The organism is Exiguobacterium acetylicum (assembly GCF_022170825.1).
Lineage (GTDB): Bacteria > Bacillota > Bacilli > Exiguobacteriales > Exiguobacteriaceae > Exiguobacterium_A > Exiguobacterium_A acetylicum_B.
This window is the reverse complement of record NZ_CP081878.1, coordinates 1,913,075-1,929,171: the sequence shown is the minus strand read 5'-3', so window position 1 is coordinate 1,929,171 and position 16,097 is coordinate 1,913,075. Positions and strand designations below refer to the sequence as shown.

18 protein-coding genes are annotated in these 16,097 nt (G+C 48.3%); 17 read left to right on the top strand and 1 reads right to left on the bottom strand.

Annotation, left to right across the window (positions count from 1 at the left end):
• Positions 1 to 4 precede the first annotated feature (4 nt).
• The 7 genes from K6T22_RS10270 (at position 5) to K6T22_RS10240 (ending at position 4,660) form a co-directional block, all read left to right on the top strand.
• Complete coding sequence (locus K6T22_RS10270) at positions 5 to 535, top strand: ReoY family proteolytic degradation factor (RefSeq protein WP_029342003.1); 531 nt, start codon at positions 5 to 7, stop codon at positions 533 to 535.
• A 183-nt stretch (positions 536 to 718) separates the two neighbouring features.
• The gene (locus K6T22_RS10265) at positions 719 to 1,159 is read left to right on the top strand and encodes a DUF2487 family protein (protein WP_238236947.1); all 441 of its coding nucleotides are present in this window, start codon (positions 719 to 721) and stop codon (positions 1,157 to 1,159) included.
• A 104-nt stretch (positions 1,160 to 1,263) separates the two neighbouring features.
• Positions 1,264 to 1,770, top strand: coding sequence for a ubiquinol-cytochrome c reductase iron-sulfur subunit (locus K6T22_RS10260; protein ID WP_238236946.1), 507 nt, complete (start codon positions 1,264 to 1,266; stop codon positions 1,768 to 1,770).
• Positions 1,771 to 1,773: 3 nt separating this feature from the next.
• Positions 1,774 to 2,445, top strand: a complete 672-nt coding sequence (gene qcrB, locus K6T22_RS10255) for a menaquinol-cytochrome c reductase cytochrome b subunit (protein ID WP_012370658.1) — start codon at positions 1,774 to 1,776, stop codon at positions 2,443 to 2,445.
• A gap of 40 nt (positions 2,446 to 2,485) precedes the next feature.
• Complete coding sequence (locus tag K6T22_RS10250; RefSeq protein ID WP_238236945.1) at positions 2,486 to 3,277, top strand: menaquinol-cytochrome c reductase cytochrome b/c subunit; 792 nt, start codon at positions 2,486 to 2,488, stop codon at positions 3,275 to 3,277.
• A 54-nt stretch (positions 3,278 to 3,331) separates the two neighbouring features.
• Positions 3,332 to 3,934 carry a DUF1405 domain-containing protein gene (locus K6T22_RS10245; protein ID WP_238236944.1) on the top strand — a complete coding sequence of 201 codons (603 nt, stop codon included), beginning with the start codon at positions 3,332 to 3,334 and terminating at the stop codon, positions 3,932 to 3,934.
• A 45-nt stretch (positions 3,935 to 3,979) separates the two neighbouring features.
• Complete coding sequence (locus K6T22_RS10240; RefSeq protein WP_023468628.1) at positions 3,980 to 4,660, top strand: zinc metallopeptidase; 681 nt, start codon at positions 3,980 to 3,982, stop codon at positions 4,658 to 4,660.
• Between the two features lie 41 nt (positions 4,661 to 4,701).
• Here the strand turns inward: K6T22_RS10240 and K6T22_RS10235 are convergent, their stop codons facing one another.
• Positions 4,702 to 5,589: a YitT family protein gene (locus K6T22_RS10235; RefSeq protein ID WP_238236943.1), complete on the bottom strand. Its 888-nt coding sequence runs from the start codon at positions 5,587 to 5,589 to the stop codon at positions 4,702 to 4,704.
• Positions 5,590 to 5,759: 170 nt separating this feature from the next.
• Between K6T22_RS10235 and bshA the strand changes: the two genes are divergently transcribed.
• The 10 genes from bshA to K6T22_RS10185 all read left to right on the top strand — a co-directional run bounded on the left by bshA (position 5,760) and on the right by K6T22_RS10185 (position 16,075).
• Positions 5,760 to 6,902, top strand: coding sequence for an N-acetyl-alpha-D-glucosaminyl L-malate synthase BshA (gene bshA, locus K6T22_RS10230; protein ID WP_238236942.1), 1,143 nt, complete (start codon positions 5,760 to 5,762; stop codon positions 6,900 to 6,902).
• A complete protein-coding gene (locus K6T22_RS10225) occupies positions 6,889 to 8,022 on the top strand; it encodes a CCA tRNA nucleotidyltransferase (protein ID WP_238236934.1) in 1,134 nt (377 codons plus the stop codon). The genes bshA and K6T22_RS10225 overlap by 14 nt, the downstream gene beginning before the upstream one ends.
• Complete coding sequence (locus K6T22_RS10220; RefSeq protein WP_238236932.1) at positions 7,992 to 8,963, top strand: biotin--[acetyl-CoA-carboxylase] ligase; 972 nt, start codon at positions 7,992 to 7,994, stop codon at positions 8,961 to 8,963. Before K6T22_RS10225 ends, K6T22_RS10220 begins: the two co-directional genes overlap by 31 nt.
• A 247-nt stretch (positions 8,964 to 9,210) precedes the next feature.
• Positions 9,211 to 10,050 (top strand): 3-methyl-2-oxobutanoate hydroxymethyltransferase, encoded by an 840-nt coding sequence (gene panB, locus K6T22_RS10215; protein ID WP_238236927.1) that lies wholly within the window; start codon positions 9,211 to 9,213, stop codon positions 10,048 to 10,050.
• Positions 10,047 to 10,877 (top strand): pantoate--beta-alanine ligase, encoded by an 831-nt coding sequence (panC, locus tag K6T22_RS10210; RefSeq protein WP_238236920.1) that lies wholly within the window; start codon positions 10,047 to 10,049, stop codon positions 10,875 to 10,877. Before panB ends, panC begins: the two co-directional genes overlap by 4 nt.
• Before the next feature lie 2 nt (positions 10,878 to 10,879).
• A complete protein-coding gene (panD, locus tag K6T22_RS10205; protein ID WP_053453717.1) occupies positions 10,880 to 11,263 on the top strand; it encodes an aspartate 1-decarboxylase in 384 nt (127 codons plus the stop codon).
• 105 nt (positions 11,264 to 11,368) lie between these two features.
• Positions 11,369 to 14,182, top strand: coding sequence for an ATP-dependent DNA helicase DinG (gene dinG, locus K6T22_RS10200; protein ID WP_238236918.1), 2,814 nt, complete (start codon positions 11,369 to 11,371; stop codon positions 14,180 to 14,182).
• 62 nt (positions 14,183 to 14,244) lie between these two features.
• A complete protein-coding gene (locus K6T22_RS10195; RefSeq protein WP_012370646.1) occupies positions 14,245 to 14,415 on the top strand; it encodes a YpmA family protein in 171 nt (56 codons plus the stop codon).
• Positions 14,412 to 14,879 (top strand): hypothetical protein, encoded by a 468-nt coding sequence (locus K6T22_RS10190; RefSeq protein WP_238236917.1) that lies wholly within the window; start codon positions 14,412 to 14,414, stop codon positions 14,877 to 14,879. The genes K6T22_RS10195 and K6T22_RS10190 overlap by 4 nt, the downstream gene beginning before the upstream one ends.
• A 14-nt stretch (positions 14,880 to 14,893) precedes the next feature.
• Positions 14,894 to 16,075, top strand: coding sequence for a pyridoxal phosphate-dependent aminotransferase (locus K6T22_RS10185; RefSeq protein WP_238236916.1), 1,182 nt, complete (start codon positions 14,894 to 14,896; stop codon positions 16,073 to 16,075).
• The last annotated feature ends 22 nt before the right edge of the window (positions 16,076 to 16,097 follow it).

The following is a 16,097-nucleotide window of genomic DNA, read 5'->3' as shown; positions in this document are numbered from 1 at the left end:
TGAGATGATAGAGAGAAAGCAGCGATTCTTACGCCGCATCTTGACCTATTACACATTAAAGCGACGGGAAGCGAAATGGATCATCGATTACTGGTTGCGCAATGAAGCAAAACTCGAGCAGGTTCACTTCGTTCAAAATGCGACGTTCGCTCCGAAAGCGATCATCATGACGACATATGGATTCGATGCAGAACCGTTTCTCTTCAAAAAAGGAGATGTCACGACGCTCGATCCAGAAAAAGCCTATCATGACATTCGCCTGACGTCGGAAGACATTTATATCGAGTTAAATTTCCAAGGTATGATGATGGATGATGAATATCTGTCTCTTCTCGAAGAGAATCCATTTCGCCCAGAGGTTGCTGTTGAACCGCGCTTAGCAGATGAGGCAACGCATTTCATTGCGGTCACAGTTAATCGGCAGGAAGAAGAACGATTGGTCCGCTTGATTGATGAAGCACTCGATGCACGCGATCAACACCGTTTCCACTCCCTTTCCGAACAGTTACGGCTCGTTCGAAGTCAACTTCCTTAATCGAAGGATCTTATCGCCTCATGAAGGTGATGAGGTCCTTTTCGTATGTGAAGATTTGTGCAAAATATGAAGAAAAATAGAGTGGAATTTCATAAAACGTTCACATTAAGAGGGCGGGAGGAAATGCGGATATGATACATTAAATGTGACGAATTGTAAGTACGTAAGAAAGGGGGAAATGACTTGCGTTTCAAACCATCCGACGTACAGCGGACACGAAGCGAGCAAGCGTACATCGATACGCTGATCGTGCCTTTGCTTCCGGTCGGTTTCGATGAGGCGATGCATGCTTATGCGGAATGCGCAGACATGACATTGACGGTGGCGTCCGAAGTCGAACGCCAGCTATCTGGGCGGGCTTTGCTCGTTCCTGCCATGACTTACATCGATGCACCGTCGATCGGACAGTTGGAAGGATGGCGTCAAGCGGCTGCTTCCGGGCAATTCCGTTTCATCACCTTCATCACCGCTGATTTAAGGTGGAAGGAGACTGCCGCCGAAGAGATTATCTACGTGCCACGTCTAGCTCTTGAGACGATGAGTCGTGACCAACAAGGTCAGATGGTCGGGAATTTTGTTGGACAAGTTCTAGAACAGTTAGGAAACCGTTGGACCGCGCTATGAAGCGGTTGACGCAATGATTTTATTAAGATACTATTACCATGTGAGAAATTTGTGTGAAGTACTGTCGTCTTGGGGCACAGCGTACATCACAAGGGGGGATCGAGATGGCTCAAAACGGGTCTAACGTAACACGTCGTCAGTTCTTGACGTATACATTGACAGGCGTCGGTGGTTTCATGGCGGCGACGATGGTCATGCCGATGGTCAACTTCGCAGTTGATCCAGTCCTGAAGAAATCAGGAGCAGGCGATAAAGTAAAAGTAATGAAGTTGTCGGATATCACGACAGAACCAAAACGGGTCGACTTCAAGAAACAAACGCAAGATGCATGGTATGAGTTCGAAGAAACATTGTCTGCTTGGGTGTTCAAAGATGAAAAGGGAGAAATTCTAGCCCTCTCACCAATTTGTAAACACTTAGGTTGCCAAGTCAGCTTCGGTTCAGATCCGACGCACCCGGAGCAATTCTATTGCCCATGTCACTTCGGTCGGTATACGAAGGATGGCGTCAACGTTCCAGGAACGCCTCCGACGAAACCACTCGATGGTTATGAAATGCAGCAGAAAGATGGTTTCCTCTACCTTGGTAAACCAGTCGAAAGAGGTGCGTAAGCGATGATGCAAAAAATCTATGATTGGATCGATGAGCGCGTTGATATTACGCCGCTCTGGCGAGATATCGCCGACCATGAAGTACCGGAGCACGTCAACCCGGCACATAACTTTTCAGCTTTCGTTTATTGTTTTGGCGGATTGACGTTCTTTACGATCGTCATCCAGATTCTTTCGGGGATGTTCTTGACGATGTACTATGTACCGGACATCATCAACGCACACGCGTCCGTCTACTATCTTCAAAACGAAGTCGCACACGGACAAATCGTTCGTGGTATGCACCACTGGGGTGCATCCGTCGTTATCGTAATGTTGTTCCTACATACATTACGTGTCTTCTTCACTGGTTCATACAAAAAGCCACGTGAATTGAACTGGGTCGTTGGAGTTCTCTTGTTCTTCGTCGTCTTAGCTCTCGGTCTGACAGGATACCTATTGCCTTGGGACATGAAAGCGTTGTTCGCGACAAAAGTTACGATTCAGATTGCTGAAAGTATTCCGGTCATCGGTGGTATCGCGAAGACCCTCCTTGCGGGTGGAGAAATCGTCGGCGCAAGTACAATCGCTCGATTCTTTGCGATTCACGTCTTCTTCCTTCCTGCAGCATTGTTCGTCTTGCTCGGGGCCCACTTCATGATGATCCGTAAACAAGGGATCTCTGGACCACTTTAAACCGACTATCATCTAGACAACAAAAAAGGGGGAGAACACGATGCATCGTGGTAAAGGAATGAAATTCGTCACCGATTCACGGGTGTCGATCAACAACCGGATGCCGAACAAGTCGAAAGACTACTCGGAATATCCAGGTCGAACGGAAGCGTTCTGGCCAAACTTCTTACTTCGCGAATGGATGGTTGGAGCGGTCTTCTTGATCGGCTTCATGACACTGACAATCGTAGAAGCAGCACCACTTCAAAACATTGCCGATCCGACGAATACGTCGTACATTCCACTTCCGGACTGGTACTTCCTATTCCTCTATCAGCTCTTGAAATACCAATTCGCTGCAGGTCCATACATTTTGATGGGTACGGTCATCCTCCCAGGTCTTGCGTTCACAGCACTTCTCGTCGCGCCATGGCTCGACCAAGGTCTTGAACGTCGTCCTGCGAAACGTCCGATCGCAGTCAGCATGATGCTCCTCGCAGTCGTCTCGATCGTCTTCTTGACGTGGGAATCTGTTCAAACGACTCACTGGGATACCATCCATAAACAAGGTGAATTGACGATGAACGAAGGACCAAAAATTGATACATCGGCAAAAGGATACGAAATTTATTCGAACCAGTCGTGTGTCAACTGTCATGGTAAGAACCTCGAGGGTGGAGCAGCAGCTCCGGCACTCGTCGGTACGAAGAAGACAGAAGAAGAGATTTATGATATCGCAGACAAAGGGATCGGTTCGATGCCTGCTGGTCAGTACAAAGGATCAGATGCGGATCGTAAAGAACTCGCGAAATTCATCGCTTCATACGGTGAAGGCGGCGAAAATAATAAATAAGCCAAAAGCCGGGGGAGCAATCCTCCGGCTTTTGTCGATGATGAGGTGAAACGATTGCAAGGTATTTTGACATTACTCCGCCATAAAGCAGTACTCTGGATCATTGGATTAATCAACTTAGCAGGCACATTATACGGTTACTACTGGTATGAACCACAACTTGCGACATCGAAGTGGTATTACTATCCGTTCATTCCGGATAGCCCGACAGCATCCCTCTTCTTTACGATTATCGTCTTTCTCTGGATTTTCGGACGACGTTCGCGCCTGTTTGAAGCGTTAGCATTCGTAACATTGATCAAATACGGGGTCTGGGCAGTCGTCATGAACGCCTTGATGTTGAATCAACTCGGAACGGAGGATTCGTTCTTAACAGCAATGGCGCTGATGTTGATGGTATCGCATGGTGCGATGGCGTTCCAAGCATTATTATACAGTCCACTGATGACGTTTCGCGTCAAGGAACTTGTCCTCGTCGCGATCTGGGTCATTCATAACGATGTCGTCGATTATGTTCTTGGTCAATGGCCGCGCTACCCGGCACTTGCGGAGCATATCCAGTGGATCGGGTATGGTTCCTTCTGGTTGACCGGATTATGTCTTTTAATGGGATATCTCCTTGTCGCACGCGATTCAATTGACAATAAGATCACTTGAACATAAAATAGACCTATAATCAAAAAAAGAAAGGAACGATGTCTCGTGGCAAACTATTTGATCTATCTCGCGATCATCATCATCGTCCCGATCTGGGCTCAGATGCGGGTGCGGAGCACCTATAAAAAATATCAAGATGTTCCGATTCAGAGTGGGGTGACGGGAGCGCAGGTCGCAGACTTCATCATGAAGCAAAACGGCATCACAAACGTCCGACTCGAGCCGATTGGTGGAACGATGTCCGATCATTATGACCCAACCAATAAAGTCGTTCGTTTGTCGGAAGACGTCTACTACGGTTCGACGGTCTCTGCTGTTTCGATCGCAGCGCACGAAATCGGTCACGTCATTCAAGATGCGACGGATTACAATATGATGCGTGTCCGTCACCGGATTGCGCCAGTCGCGTCGATCACGTCAAACTTATCGTTTCCACTGTTGTTGATTGGTCTATTTGCTGGCTTCAGTGGTCTTGCGATGCTTGGTGTCGTCTTGATGCTCGGTGCCGTCATCTTCCAACTCGTCACGTTACCGGTCGAGTTCGATGCCTCAAACCGGGCAATGGCACAGTTGACGGAGCACGGAATCATTGATGCCGAAGAAGAGCGTGGTTCACGCCGCGTCTTAAACGCAGCGGCTTGGACGTATGTCGCAGCAACTCTCGTTGCAGTTGCCGAGTTTCTTCGTCTTGCATTGCTCGTTTTTAACCCTTCAAGTGATGATTAACCAAAAAACACGAATCGCTCAAACGAGCGATCCGTGTTTTTTTACGTTTCTTTGATCGGGACCCGATTTTCATCAAACGTAAATCCTTCTCCCGTCACTTCATAGACGTCATGTAAGGTGATGAAGGCATGCTGATCAACACTTTTGACGAGTGTCTTCAAGCGGTTGATTTCATTGCGAGCGACGACGACGTACAACACTTCGAGGTCGCGTCCCGAATAACCGCCTTTCGCGATCAAACGTGTCGTTCCCCGATTCATCGTCGCATGAATCCCATCCGCGATTTCCGTCCGGTGATCACTGATGATCATTGCTGCTTTCCCGGCGTATGTGCCTTCTTGCATCCAATCGATGACACGAGCACCGACGTAGACGGCGAGTAACGTATACATCGCCTGCTTATAGTCGAGATACGTCAAGGAAGCGATGATGACGAAGAAGTCGAAAATCAGGAACGTGCGACCGATTGACCATCCGAAGTAACGCTTCGTCAAACGGGCGATGATATCGACACCACCTGTCGTACCACCATTGTTGAAGATGATGCCAAGACCGACGCCGATGAAAACACCAGCAAATAAAGCAGCGAGGACCATGTCGTCGCGAAGGTCGATGACGAGCGGTGAGTACTTCGCGATCAAGCCATACCAAAAGGAAAAGCTGAATGTTCCAACTAACGTATAGACGAAGGTCGTCCGACCCAGAATTTTATAACTAACGAAAAAGAGTGGAACGTTTAATACTAAGTTCGTAATTGACGGAGATAACCCAAACAATCCTTTTAAGATTAAGGTGATCCCTGTAAAACCGCCTTCAGCTAATTCATTTTGCACGTTAAAATGATAAATTCCAAAAGCAAAGATAAATGATCCGACTAAAATCCAGAGGATGTTCTGGATCCGAATCGGAAACTGGAATGGAGGTGCCATTTCCGTATGCTCCTTTCAAATCAAGACTCTTTCTCTAGGGTAACGGCACGGTCGGAAAAAGACTAGCTTTTCCTCGGAAAATCAGTCGAAAAGTGATCAGTATGGTCATTCCGATCGATATTGCTTAGAATAGAGACGAATAGAAGTCATATAGAGAGTGTGGTCTTATCATGAAAAAAGCAATTGGAATTCTTTGTTATCCTTCCGTCGGCGGGAGTGGGGTCGTCGCAACAGAGCTCGGTATGAAACTGGCGGATCGTGGACATGACGTTCACTTCATCACGTCGAGCATGCCGTTTCGACTGACGGAATATCGTCCAAACATCACGGTACACTTGGTGGAAGTCAACCAGTATTCCGTTTTTAAATATCCACCTTATGACATTACACTGGCGTCAAAAGTCGCAGAAATCATTGATTTATTCGATCTCGATGTCATCCATGCCCATTACGCCGTTCCGCACGCGGTCTGTGCTGATCTCGGTCGGAACATGGCGAAGAAAAAAGGCGTCGCCGTCGTGACGACGTTACACGGAACGGATATTACGGTCATTGGACAAGATTTAGAAATGCAACCAGCAATCCGGTACGGCATCGAACGATCGGATGCGGTCACGGCCGTCTCAGAGAGTCTAGCGCTTGAGACGAATGCAACACTTAATGCCCACTACGACATCGATGTCATTGCGAATTCGATTGATGAAAGTGTCTATTATCCGATGCGTGACGAACGTTTGAAGCGCCATTACGGCATCGAACCGGATGAAGTCGTCGTCATTCATATCTCGAACTTCCGACCGGTCAAACGGATTGATGATACGCTCGCTTCGTTTGCAATCGCAGCGAAGGACCGAAAAATGCGTCTGTTGCTCGTCGGGGATGGTCCAGAGATGGGACAAACGAGACGGCGGGCGAAGGAACTCGGTATTTATGACAAGGTAATTTTTGCTGGTAAACAGGAACATGTCGCGCAGTTGCTTGCGATTAGTGATATTCATGTCTTGTTGTCAGAAAAAGAGGCGTTCGGACTCGTCGTTCTTGAAGCGATGGCGATTGGTGTCCCGAGTGTCGTCTCGACAGCAGGTGGATTACCCGAAGTCATACAGGATGGCGTAACAGGATATATCGTTCCAACTTACGACGTCAAAGTGGCTGCAGCACGAATTGGTGAACTCGCAGATGATCCGCTGTTACGCGAACGGATGAGAGAAGAGGGCATTCGCGATACGCGTCGTCGTTTTGATTCGAATGAGATCGTCCGTCGTTATGAACAAGTCTATGAACGGGTGTGTGCACGTCATGAACTTGCTTGAAGGCGCACATCACATCATTGAAACGATTGAACAAGCGGGTGGTGAAGCCTATATCGTGGGCGGTGCCGTCCGCGACATGTTACTCGACCGGACACCAGGAGATTACGATTTAGCGAGCTCGATGTTACCAGAACAGATCATCGAGTTGTTTCCTGTCGTCATTCCGACAGGACTCGAGCATGGTACGGTGACAGTCGTTTTAGAACACGTGCCATATGAAATCACGACGTTCCGCTCCGAAGCGACATATAGCGATCGCCGGCGTCCAGATGCGGTGACGCTTGGCGTCAGTTTGGAAGAAGATTTGACACGACGTGACTTCACGATCAATGCGATGGCGCTCAGACCTACGGGGCGCGTCGATTTATTTGGCGGAGAACATGATATCAAAGAGCGGATCATCCGGACGGTCGGTGCGCCGAAGGAACGCTTTGATGAGGATGCACTTCGCATGATGCGGGCTTTCCGGTTCATGAGTCAACTCGAGTTCGACCTTGATCCAGCGACTGAACAAGCGATTACGGAACTCGCCCCGCATCTAGCTGCTGTTGCGATTGAGCGGATTGCGATCGAGTTTGAAAAGCTGTTACTCGGACCAGGAAAGCAGCAGGCACTTCGTGTCATGTTACGCACTCGTATTGAACAGTATTTACCTGGGATGGACGCGGAGATTATAGAAGCTCTAGCTAAGCAATCACTACAAGGTGTCTCAAAGGACGCCGTCTGGACACTCGCACTCGATGCCGGTCTAACGCGTGATCAATTGACGCGTTGGAAACGGTCGAAACAACAAGTGCAGCTCGCTGCGCGCCTCGCACCACTGCTACATCGTCCTTTAACGGATTGGGATCGTTATCAGTTAGCGGATGAGGAACTGGACATTCTGCGCCAAATGACAGGAATCGATTATCCGGATCGATCGGACTTACCGATTCGAGGAAGAAAAGAGCTTGCTGTAGACGGAAAAGATATGATTCGTTTTGGTCTTCGAAAACAACAGATCAAAGAAGCGCTGTTGCATTTAGAGTACGGTGTTGTCGTACATGCCTTCCAAAATGATCAAGCCACATTGATGGAGGAGGTAAAACGTTGGCACATACAGTCCGAGAACAAATCCTGATGGCGCTGCGCAAGCGGACATGGTATTCAGGACAGGAATTGGCAGAGACTTTAAATATTTCACGTACCGCTATTTGGAAACATATGCAAACATTGAAGGACGAAGGATATCACATCATCTCCAATAAAAAACAAGGCTATCAATTAGTCGATGAAGGTGATTTATTGACATCCATTGCAATTGAACAATGGTTAACGACATCACGTCTTGGTCGACGAATCCTTCATTTTGACGAACTCGATACAACGCAGCGGATTGCACACGAACAAGCACAGCAGCAAGCACCTGAAGGAACACTCGTCGTCTGCGATCATCAGACGAATGGGCGGGGACAATTGGGACGAACCTGGCATGAAGCGAAAAACGAGGGCATCGCGATGAGTCTGCTCGTCCGTCCGGATGTACCGATGCATCAAGCGGGACAATTAACGCTTGTAGCCGGAATTGCACTGGCAAAAACATTACGTTCGCTTGATACACCAGTCACTATTAAATGGCCGAACGACATCCTGATTAACGGTCGAAAGGTCGCCGGCATCTTGACTGAGATGCAGACCGAGGCAGATCGAATTAGTTCTGTCATCATCGGTATCGGCATCAATGTGCACCATCAACAGTTCTCTGAAGGAATCGAGAATCGGGCGACTTCGCTCGTAAAAGAGACGGGTCAGTCGTTTCGTCGAGCGGAAATTGTCGGTCGATTCCTGAATCAGTTCGAACTGCTTTATGCACAATGGCTCGAACTAGGATTTGGTTCGTTTGTTGCCGACTGGGAAGACCTTGCTGATCGATTGCACGAAACCGTGACATTACGGACCCGCCAAACAACTGCTTCCGGAACACTGCTCGGAATCGACGAGACCGGAACGATTCGAATCAAAACCGATGCGGGCGAGACTCGTTTTCACTCAGCAGAGCTCGTTTACTGGGAAAAAGAGTGAGTTCTCGAATCAGACGGTTTGCAGGGAGCTTTTACTGTCATGTATAATAAAGCCACGGATGGTATCCGCTTGTCGGAATCATACCGTATTGACAGGTGCCAGTTTTAGCTGTTTCAACTGCCTTGATCTTAACGGACAGGGACAGAAGGACGATATGCAATTATTCCGCCTTCTTTCCGCATGCATTTATTTTGGAAAGAAAGGCGTTTTCCTTTTGTCCTCCCTACACATGTAAGGAGAGAACACGATGCACACAATGGGTCCACTATTAAAAAAACAACAAGCTGGGGAAAAGCTCGTCATGTTGACGGCGTACGACTATCCTTCAGCAAAATTATCGGAAGCAGCAGGTGTTGATATGCTGCTCGTCGGGGACTCCCTCGGGAACGTCATCCTCGGCTATGATTCAACGATTGCCGTCACCGTCGACGATATGGTTCATCATGCGCGCGCGGTACGCCGTGGAGCACCACAAACGTTCATGATCGTTGATATGCCGTTCGCCAGTTATCACGGTTCATTTGATCGAACACTTGAAGCCGCAGCTCGTATCTTCCAAGAATCGCAGGCAGATGCCTTGAAACTCGAAGGAGCAGGAGAGATCTTAAAAACGATTCGTCGTTTGACGGATGCTGGAATGCCTTGTGTCGCGCATCTTGGATTAACACCTCAATCCGTTGGGGTTCTTGAAGGATTCAAAGTCCAAGGGAAATCATTAGAAGCAGCCGAACAACTGATTGCAGATAGTTTGGAAGCAGAGCGTGCCGGTGCGAAGATGCTCGTTCTCGAGTGTGTGCCACACCCGCTCGCGAAACGGATTCAAGAACTCGTTGCGATTCCTGTCATCGGGATTGGTGCAGGAGCCGATGTTGCCGGTCAAGTCCTTGTCTATCATGACATCTTAACGTATGGGGTTGGTCGTTTACCGAAGTTCGTCAAAGCGTACACGGACTGGAATGCTTCAGGGACAGAAGCAATTGCTGCTTACGTACAAGACGTAAAAGCAGGAACGTTCCCGGAACTTGCCCATTCATTCCAAATGGATGAAGAGCTGATTGGCGCACTTTACGGAGGAACCAAGGAATGAAGATCATTCAAGATGTAAAAGCGTTACGGGACGTCTTATCTGGACATGATTCTGTCGGTTTCGTACCGACGATGGGATTTTTGCATGAAGGACATGCCTCATTGCTCAAGCAAGCACGCCAAGAGAATGATGTCGTCGTCTTAAGTATTTTCGTCAATCCGACGCAATTCGGACCGAATGAAGATTTGGATCGTTATCCACGAGACGCAGAACGAGACCAGAAAATTGCGGAAGCAGAAGGGGTCGATTATCTGTTTTATCCGACGAATGAGACGATGTATCCGCTCGATATGGCCCGTGTCACAGTCCGGTCAGGAGAGGATGTTTTATGCGGCGCGTCACGACCAGGGCATTTTGACGGTGTGTTGACGGTCGTCAGTAAACTATTAAACGTCGTTCGCCCAACTCGTGCGTATTTCGGGTTAAAAGATGCCCAGCAACTCGCGTTGATTGAAGCGTATGTCGCTGACTATTTCGTTCCGGTTGAGATCGTTCGTTGCCCAATCATTCGCGAAGAGGATGGACTAGCGAAATCGTCACGTAATGTCTATCTCTCGGATACGGAACGCACGCAAGCCCCAGGTATCCAGCAGGCACTGCAGCAAGCGAAACAAGCGCTTGACCAAGGGGAAACCATCGAAACAGTTCTCGGGCAGACGCGCGATGCGCTACAATTTGATGGTACGACGATTGATTACGTCGAAGCCGTCGACTATCCATCACTACGACCCGTCACTGAACAAACAACGACGATTCTCTTAGCTGTCGCCGTGCAGTTTGCATCGGCACGGTTGATCGATAACTTACTATATACGAGAGGAGCATGACGATGTTACGCACATTCATGCACGCTAAATTACACAAGGCTCGGGTAACTGAGGCGAACTTACACTACGTTGGCTCGATTACGATTGATGAGGATTTACTCGACGCTGTCGGAATTTTGGAAAATGAAAAAGTACAAGTAACGAATAATCAAAATGGAGCGCGGATCGAAACGTATGCCATCAAAGGTGCCCGTGGATCAGGTGTCATCTGTTTGAACGGTGCAGCAGCTCGTCATTTCCAAGTCGGGGATGAAGTCATCATCATGGCGTATGCACAACTGTCAACGGAAGAAATCGCGACGCACGTACCAAAAGTGGCTGTTCTAAACGAACAAAATGACATCACACAAATGTTGTCTCAAGAAATCGCCCACACGATCTTATGAAATTTTAGAGACCCGATCATGTCAGCGGGTCTCTTTTTTTGTTAAGATGAAGAATGAGATGCCATCCGATCATGGAGAGGATGGATTAAAGGTGGAGGATCAGTGTTGAAGAAAAAGTACGTCGTAGTCGACCTGGAAACGACAGGTCATTCCATAAAGGCTGGCGATGAGATGATTGAGATCGGGATGGCGGTCATTGAAGATGGACAATTGACAGAACAATTGTCAGCCTTCGTTCGTCCGACACAACCGATTCCTCCGTTCATTTCCCAGTTAACGGGTATTACAGATGATGATGTCAAAGATGCCGAGACATTCGATGTCATCGCACCACGCGTCTTATCATTACTTGATGGTGGTGTCTTCGTTGCCCATAATGTGCAGTTCGATTTGAATTTCTTAAACGATGCGTTAGAAGAGGAAGGATACTTACCGTATTCGGGACCTGTCATTGACACAGTCGAGCTTGCACGAATCTTACTTCCTACAGCGGAAAGTCATGCCTTGTCGCATCTGTCAGAGTTTTTAAGTCTTGCTCATCAAGAAGCGCACCGAGCAGGAAGTGATGCTTCAGCGACGGCTGAATTGTTACTTGAACTACTCAAACGACTACATACGTTGCCGCTTGAGACGTTGAAGCACTTAAGACGTTTATCACCACGTCTGTTCAGCGCCATCGAAGAGGAAATCGACGATGCGATTCGCTCGGTTGGTATCGAAGAGGATGTACGATTCGATCGCTTCCGAAAAATTGCCTTAAAAAAGCGCCAGACGATCGAACGCCTGACACATCCGCCCGTTCTTGAACCGTTCGGACCATTCGTTGACGAATTAAATGCTGTCACGTTTCCTCGTCTGTTCGAAGGATATGAAGAGCGTCGTGGGCAACTCGAGATGATGCGACATGTTTATCAGTCGCTTGATCAAGAAGCACCGTTACTCGTCGAAGCAGGAACGGGGACCGGCAAATCACTTGGCTATTTAGTGCCAGCAGCGCATTACGCGCTCGAACACGAAGTACCGATCGTTGTCAGTACGCATACGATTCAATTACAAGAACAACTCTTTGCGCGCGATTTACCGTTGTTGCGTCAATTGTTCGATGCGCCGGTCCAGATTGCGCTGCTTAAAGGACGGAGTAACTATATCGATTTACGGAAGTTCGAGTTTTTCTTAAATGATCAAGAAGATGCCTACAACTTTACGCTCGCTAAAGCGATTCTACTCGTCTGGTTGACGGAGACGGAAACAGGGGATTTAGAAGAAGTCAGCTTACCGGGTGGTGCGGCACAAGGAAATATCGGTATCAAACAGTTGATTCAGTCGGATAGTCAGTCACAGCTTGGACGGTTTGATCCATGGTACAGCCGGGACTTCTTCCAACATGCGATTCGACAGGCAAAAGATGCGACGATCATCGTCACGAACCATGCTTTGTTGTTTAGTGACTTGCAATTCGAGGCAGGGGTCTTACCAAAAGGGAGTCCGTTGATCCTCGACGAGGCGCACCAAATCGAAGAAGTCGCGAGTCATCATTTTGGTCTCGTCTTTGATGGACACACGTTTGATCGTCTATTCCGACAGCTCGGTTACTCGTCAGATAAAAAACTGTTACACCGCTTGCTTGATCTGTCGGAGGAATGGGATATTTCCGAGATGGTCGAAGCGCATAGTGAGACGGTGGATGAGGCATTGACGACGCTGCTCGAAGAAGCAGACGGATTGCTAATGATCATTCAAGCATATGGACTTGAACTGGCTTCCCGCAAAGCACGACGGGAAGGGATTGTCAGCATTCGTTTTAAGCGACTCGATCGCTCAATGCGTGCCGTTCAAGAGAGTGCCAAACGTGTTGAATTGGTCTTGCGGCGTTTACGTCAGGCTATCCGTGCGATTCACAAACTGTTCCATGAACATCGGGAACAGATGAGCTATCGCGAACGGTCGCTCGTTGCCGATTTGAAAGCCATTACGTCACAAATCGAAGAAGCGGAACTCGCTATCTTCGAGACGATGCTTGCCCCACACGACGAAACGGTATCTTGGATCGAGACGTCTGTTAAGAACCGGAAACTGACACGGGTGTATACACAACCAATCGATATTTCAGAGCGACTGCGACGCGATGTCTTTTCGAAACGAACATGTATCCTGACGTCTGCGACGTTGACCGTCTCGAACAAGTTTCAATTCATTGAGAATCGATTAGGTCTCGACGCTTTTGATACACGACGTTTCGTCGTCCCGTCACCGTTTGGGTATGCGGATAATGTACGATTAATGATTCCAACGGACCTCCCGCTACTGCAAGATGTTCCGTTGCCGGAATTCGCGGAGACGATTGCGGAAGCAATTTTACAAATCGCTGAGGTGACGGAAGGGCGAATGCTCGTCTTATTTACGTCAAACGATTTATTAAGACTGACGCACGAGGCAACGAAACCGTTGCTTCCGGATCGATTTACACTGTTATCGCAAGGGGTCACGCAAGGCTCGCGGCAACGACTGATGAAGCAATTCAAGCAACTCGATGCATGTATCTTATTCGGAACAGCGAGCTTTTGGGAAGGTGTCGATATTCCTGGAGATGACCTCAGTTGTCTCGTTATCGTTCGGTTACCGTTCGCGCCACCGGATCAACCAATCGTTCAGGCACGGTCAGAACGAATTGAGAAACTCGGGAAATCATCGTTCTTCGAATACAGTCTACCGCAAGCGATCATTCGCTTTAAGCAAGGCTTTGGTCGCCTGATCCGGACGACAAACGATCGTGGTGTCGTTTTCGTACTCGATCGCCGGATTGAGACGACACGCTATGGAAAACGGTTCGTCACGAGTCTGCCGAAAGTGCCCGTTTTATCAAAACCGCTCGACGAACTAACAGCAGAACTCGAATTGTTCTTGAATGATGGCGATTAAGTCTATTCAGATAAACCCTATCGCATTATAATAGATAAAGAAAAATGAGGGAGGACATACAGATGGATTCAAAAATTGAAACACTTGCGACCGTCAAAGTGAACCGCCATGACGATACGTATAAAATCGTCGACTTGTTGAATCGGACACTGAAAACGGAAGATTTAATGTTCGGTCTTGCTCTCGATGAAAAAGACAAAGAGCAGATGGTCTTCACCATCTACCGCACATGAAGTGGAAAGTCACGCTTGGTCTGCTGAGTGCACTCATCCTCTTGGCTGTTCTGGGAACAGCCGTTTATCAGGTGACGATCGCTGAGGCAAAAGACCGGGAACAAAGCGTCGCCGAGCAGGCAGAGACGCGTCTGAAAAAAGAACTCAAACCGACGGACGTCCGGTTCGAGTCTGTCTTTAACGGGAAACGCCAATATGTCGTATTTACGATGAAGCAGAACGGACAGGCGGTACGGGCGTTCGTTCCGAAAAAAGGAACGATTGAGACACGACCGGTCGCAGATGGGATTGCCATCAAAACGGTCATCGCGGATCATCCGGAACTAGGAGACATCGTGTCTGCTAAATATGGTTTTGAAGACCGCGCTGTCATCGAGGTCGTTTCAAAAACGACGACAGGTTATGATTATTCGTATTACACGTATCAAGAAGGTTCTTTCATCAAACGATTACGAATCAAGTAAAGGGAGTGGGCGACATGTTATCGAAACGCGTACGACAATTGACACCATCTACGACGCTAGCCATCACAGCGAAAGCCAAGGCACTACGTGAAGAAGGTCAAGACATCATCGGTTTAGGTGCGGGAGAGCCCGACTTCAATACACCGGAATTCATCATCCAAGCAGCATTTGAGGCAGCAGAAGCAGGCGATACGAAGTATACGCCGTCTGGCGGAACGGTTGCCTTGAAAGATGCCATCATCGAAAAGACGCGCCGTGACTTATGGATGCCATACGATCGCTCAGAAGTCATGGTGGCTTCAGGAGCAAAACACGCTCTTTCGACGTTGTTCCAAGCGATTCTTGATCCAGGCGATGAAGTCATCGTCCCAGCACCATACTGGGTCAGTTATCCGGAACAAATCAAACTCAGTGACGGCGTTCCTGTCATTCTCGAGACAGATGAATCGTCTCGTTTCAAAGTGACACGGGAATTGCTCGAGCAACACATCACACCAAAAACGAAAGCACTCGTCCTGAATTCGCCATCGAACCCGACGGGAATGGTCTATTCAAAAGAAGAGCTTGAGATGGTAGCGGATGTTGCGATCAAGCATGACTTACTCGTCATTAGTGATGAGATTTATGAGAAGTTGCTCTATAACGGTGTGACGCATATCTCAATCGCTTCTTTACCAGAAATGCGCGAACGGACGGTCATCATCAATGGTGTCTCAAAATCACATGCGATGACAGGTTGGCGTATCGGATATGCAATTGGACCGAAAGAAATCATCTCCGCGATGACGAACTTAGCGAGTCACTCGACGTCGAATCCGACATCGATTGCGCAAGCCGCGTCGGTTGCTGCGTATGCAGAGGGTGATGCACCGGTCGAAGCGATGCGTGTCATCTTCGAGGAACGACTTGAAAAAATTTATGCACGACTCATCGAAATCAAAGGATTGACGTGTCTGAAGCCAGAAGGAGCATTCTACTTGTTCCCACATGCAAAGCAAGCTGCCGAGATGTGTGGATTCGATAATGTCGATGACTGGTGTACAGCTGTATTATCTGAAGCGAAAGTCGCCTTGATTCCAGGTTCAGGATTCGGAGCACCGGACTATGTCCGTCTATCTTACGCGACAGATCCGGCACGTGTCTTAGAGGCACTCGACCGGATTGAAGGATTCATCACGGCACATACAGCCGTTTAATAGAGAGAGGATGTTGACTGTT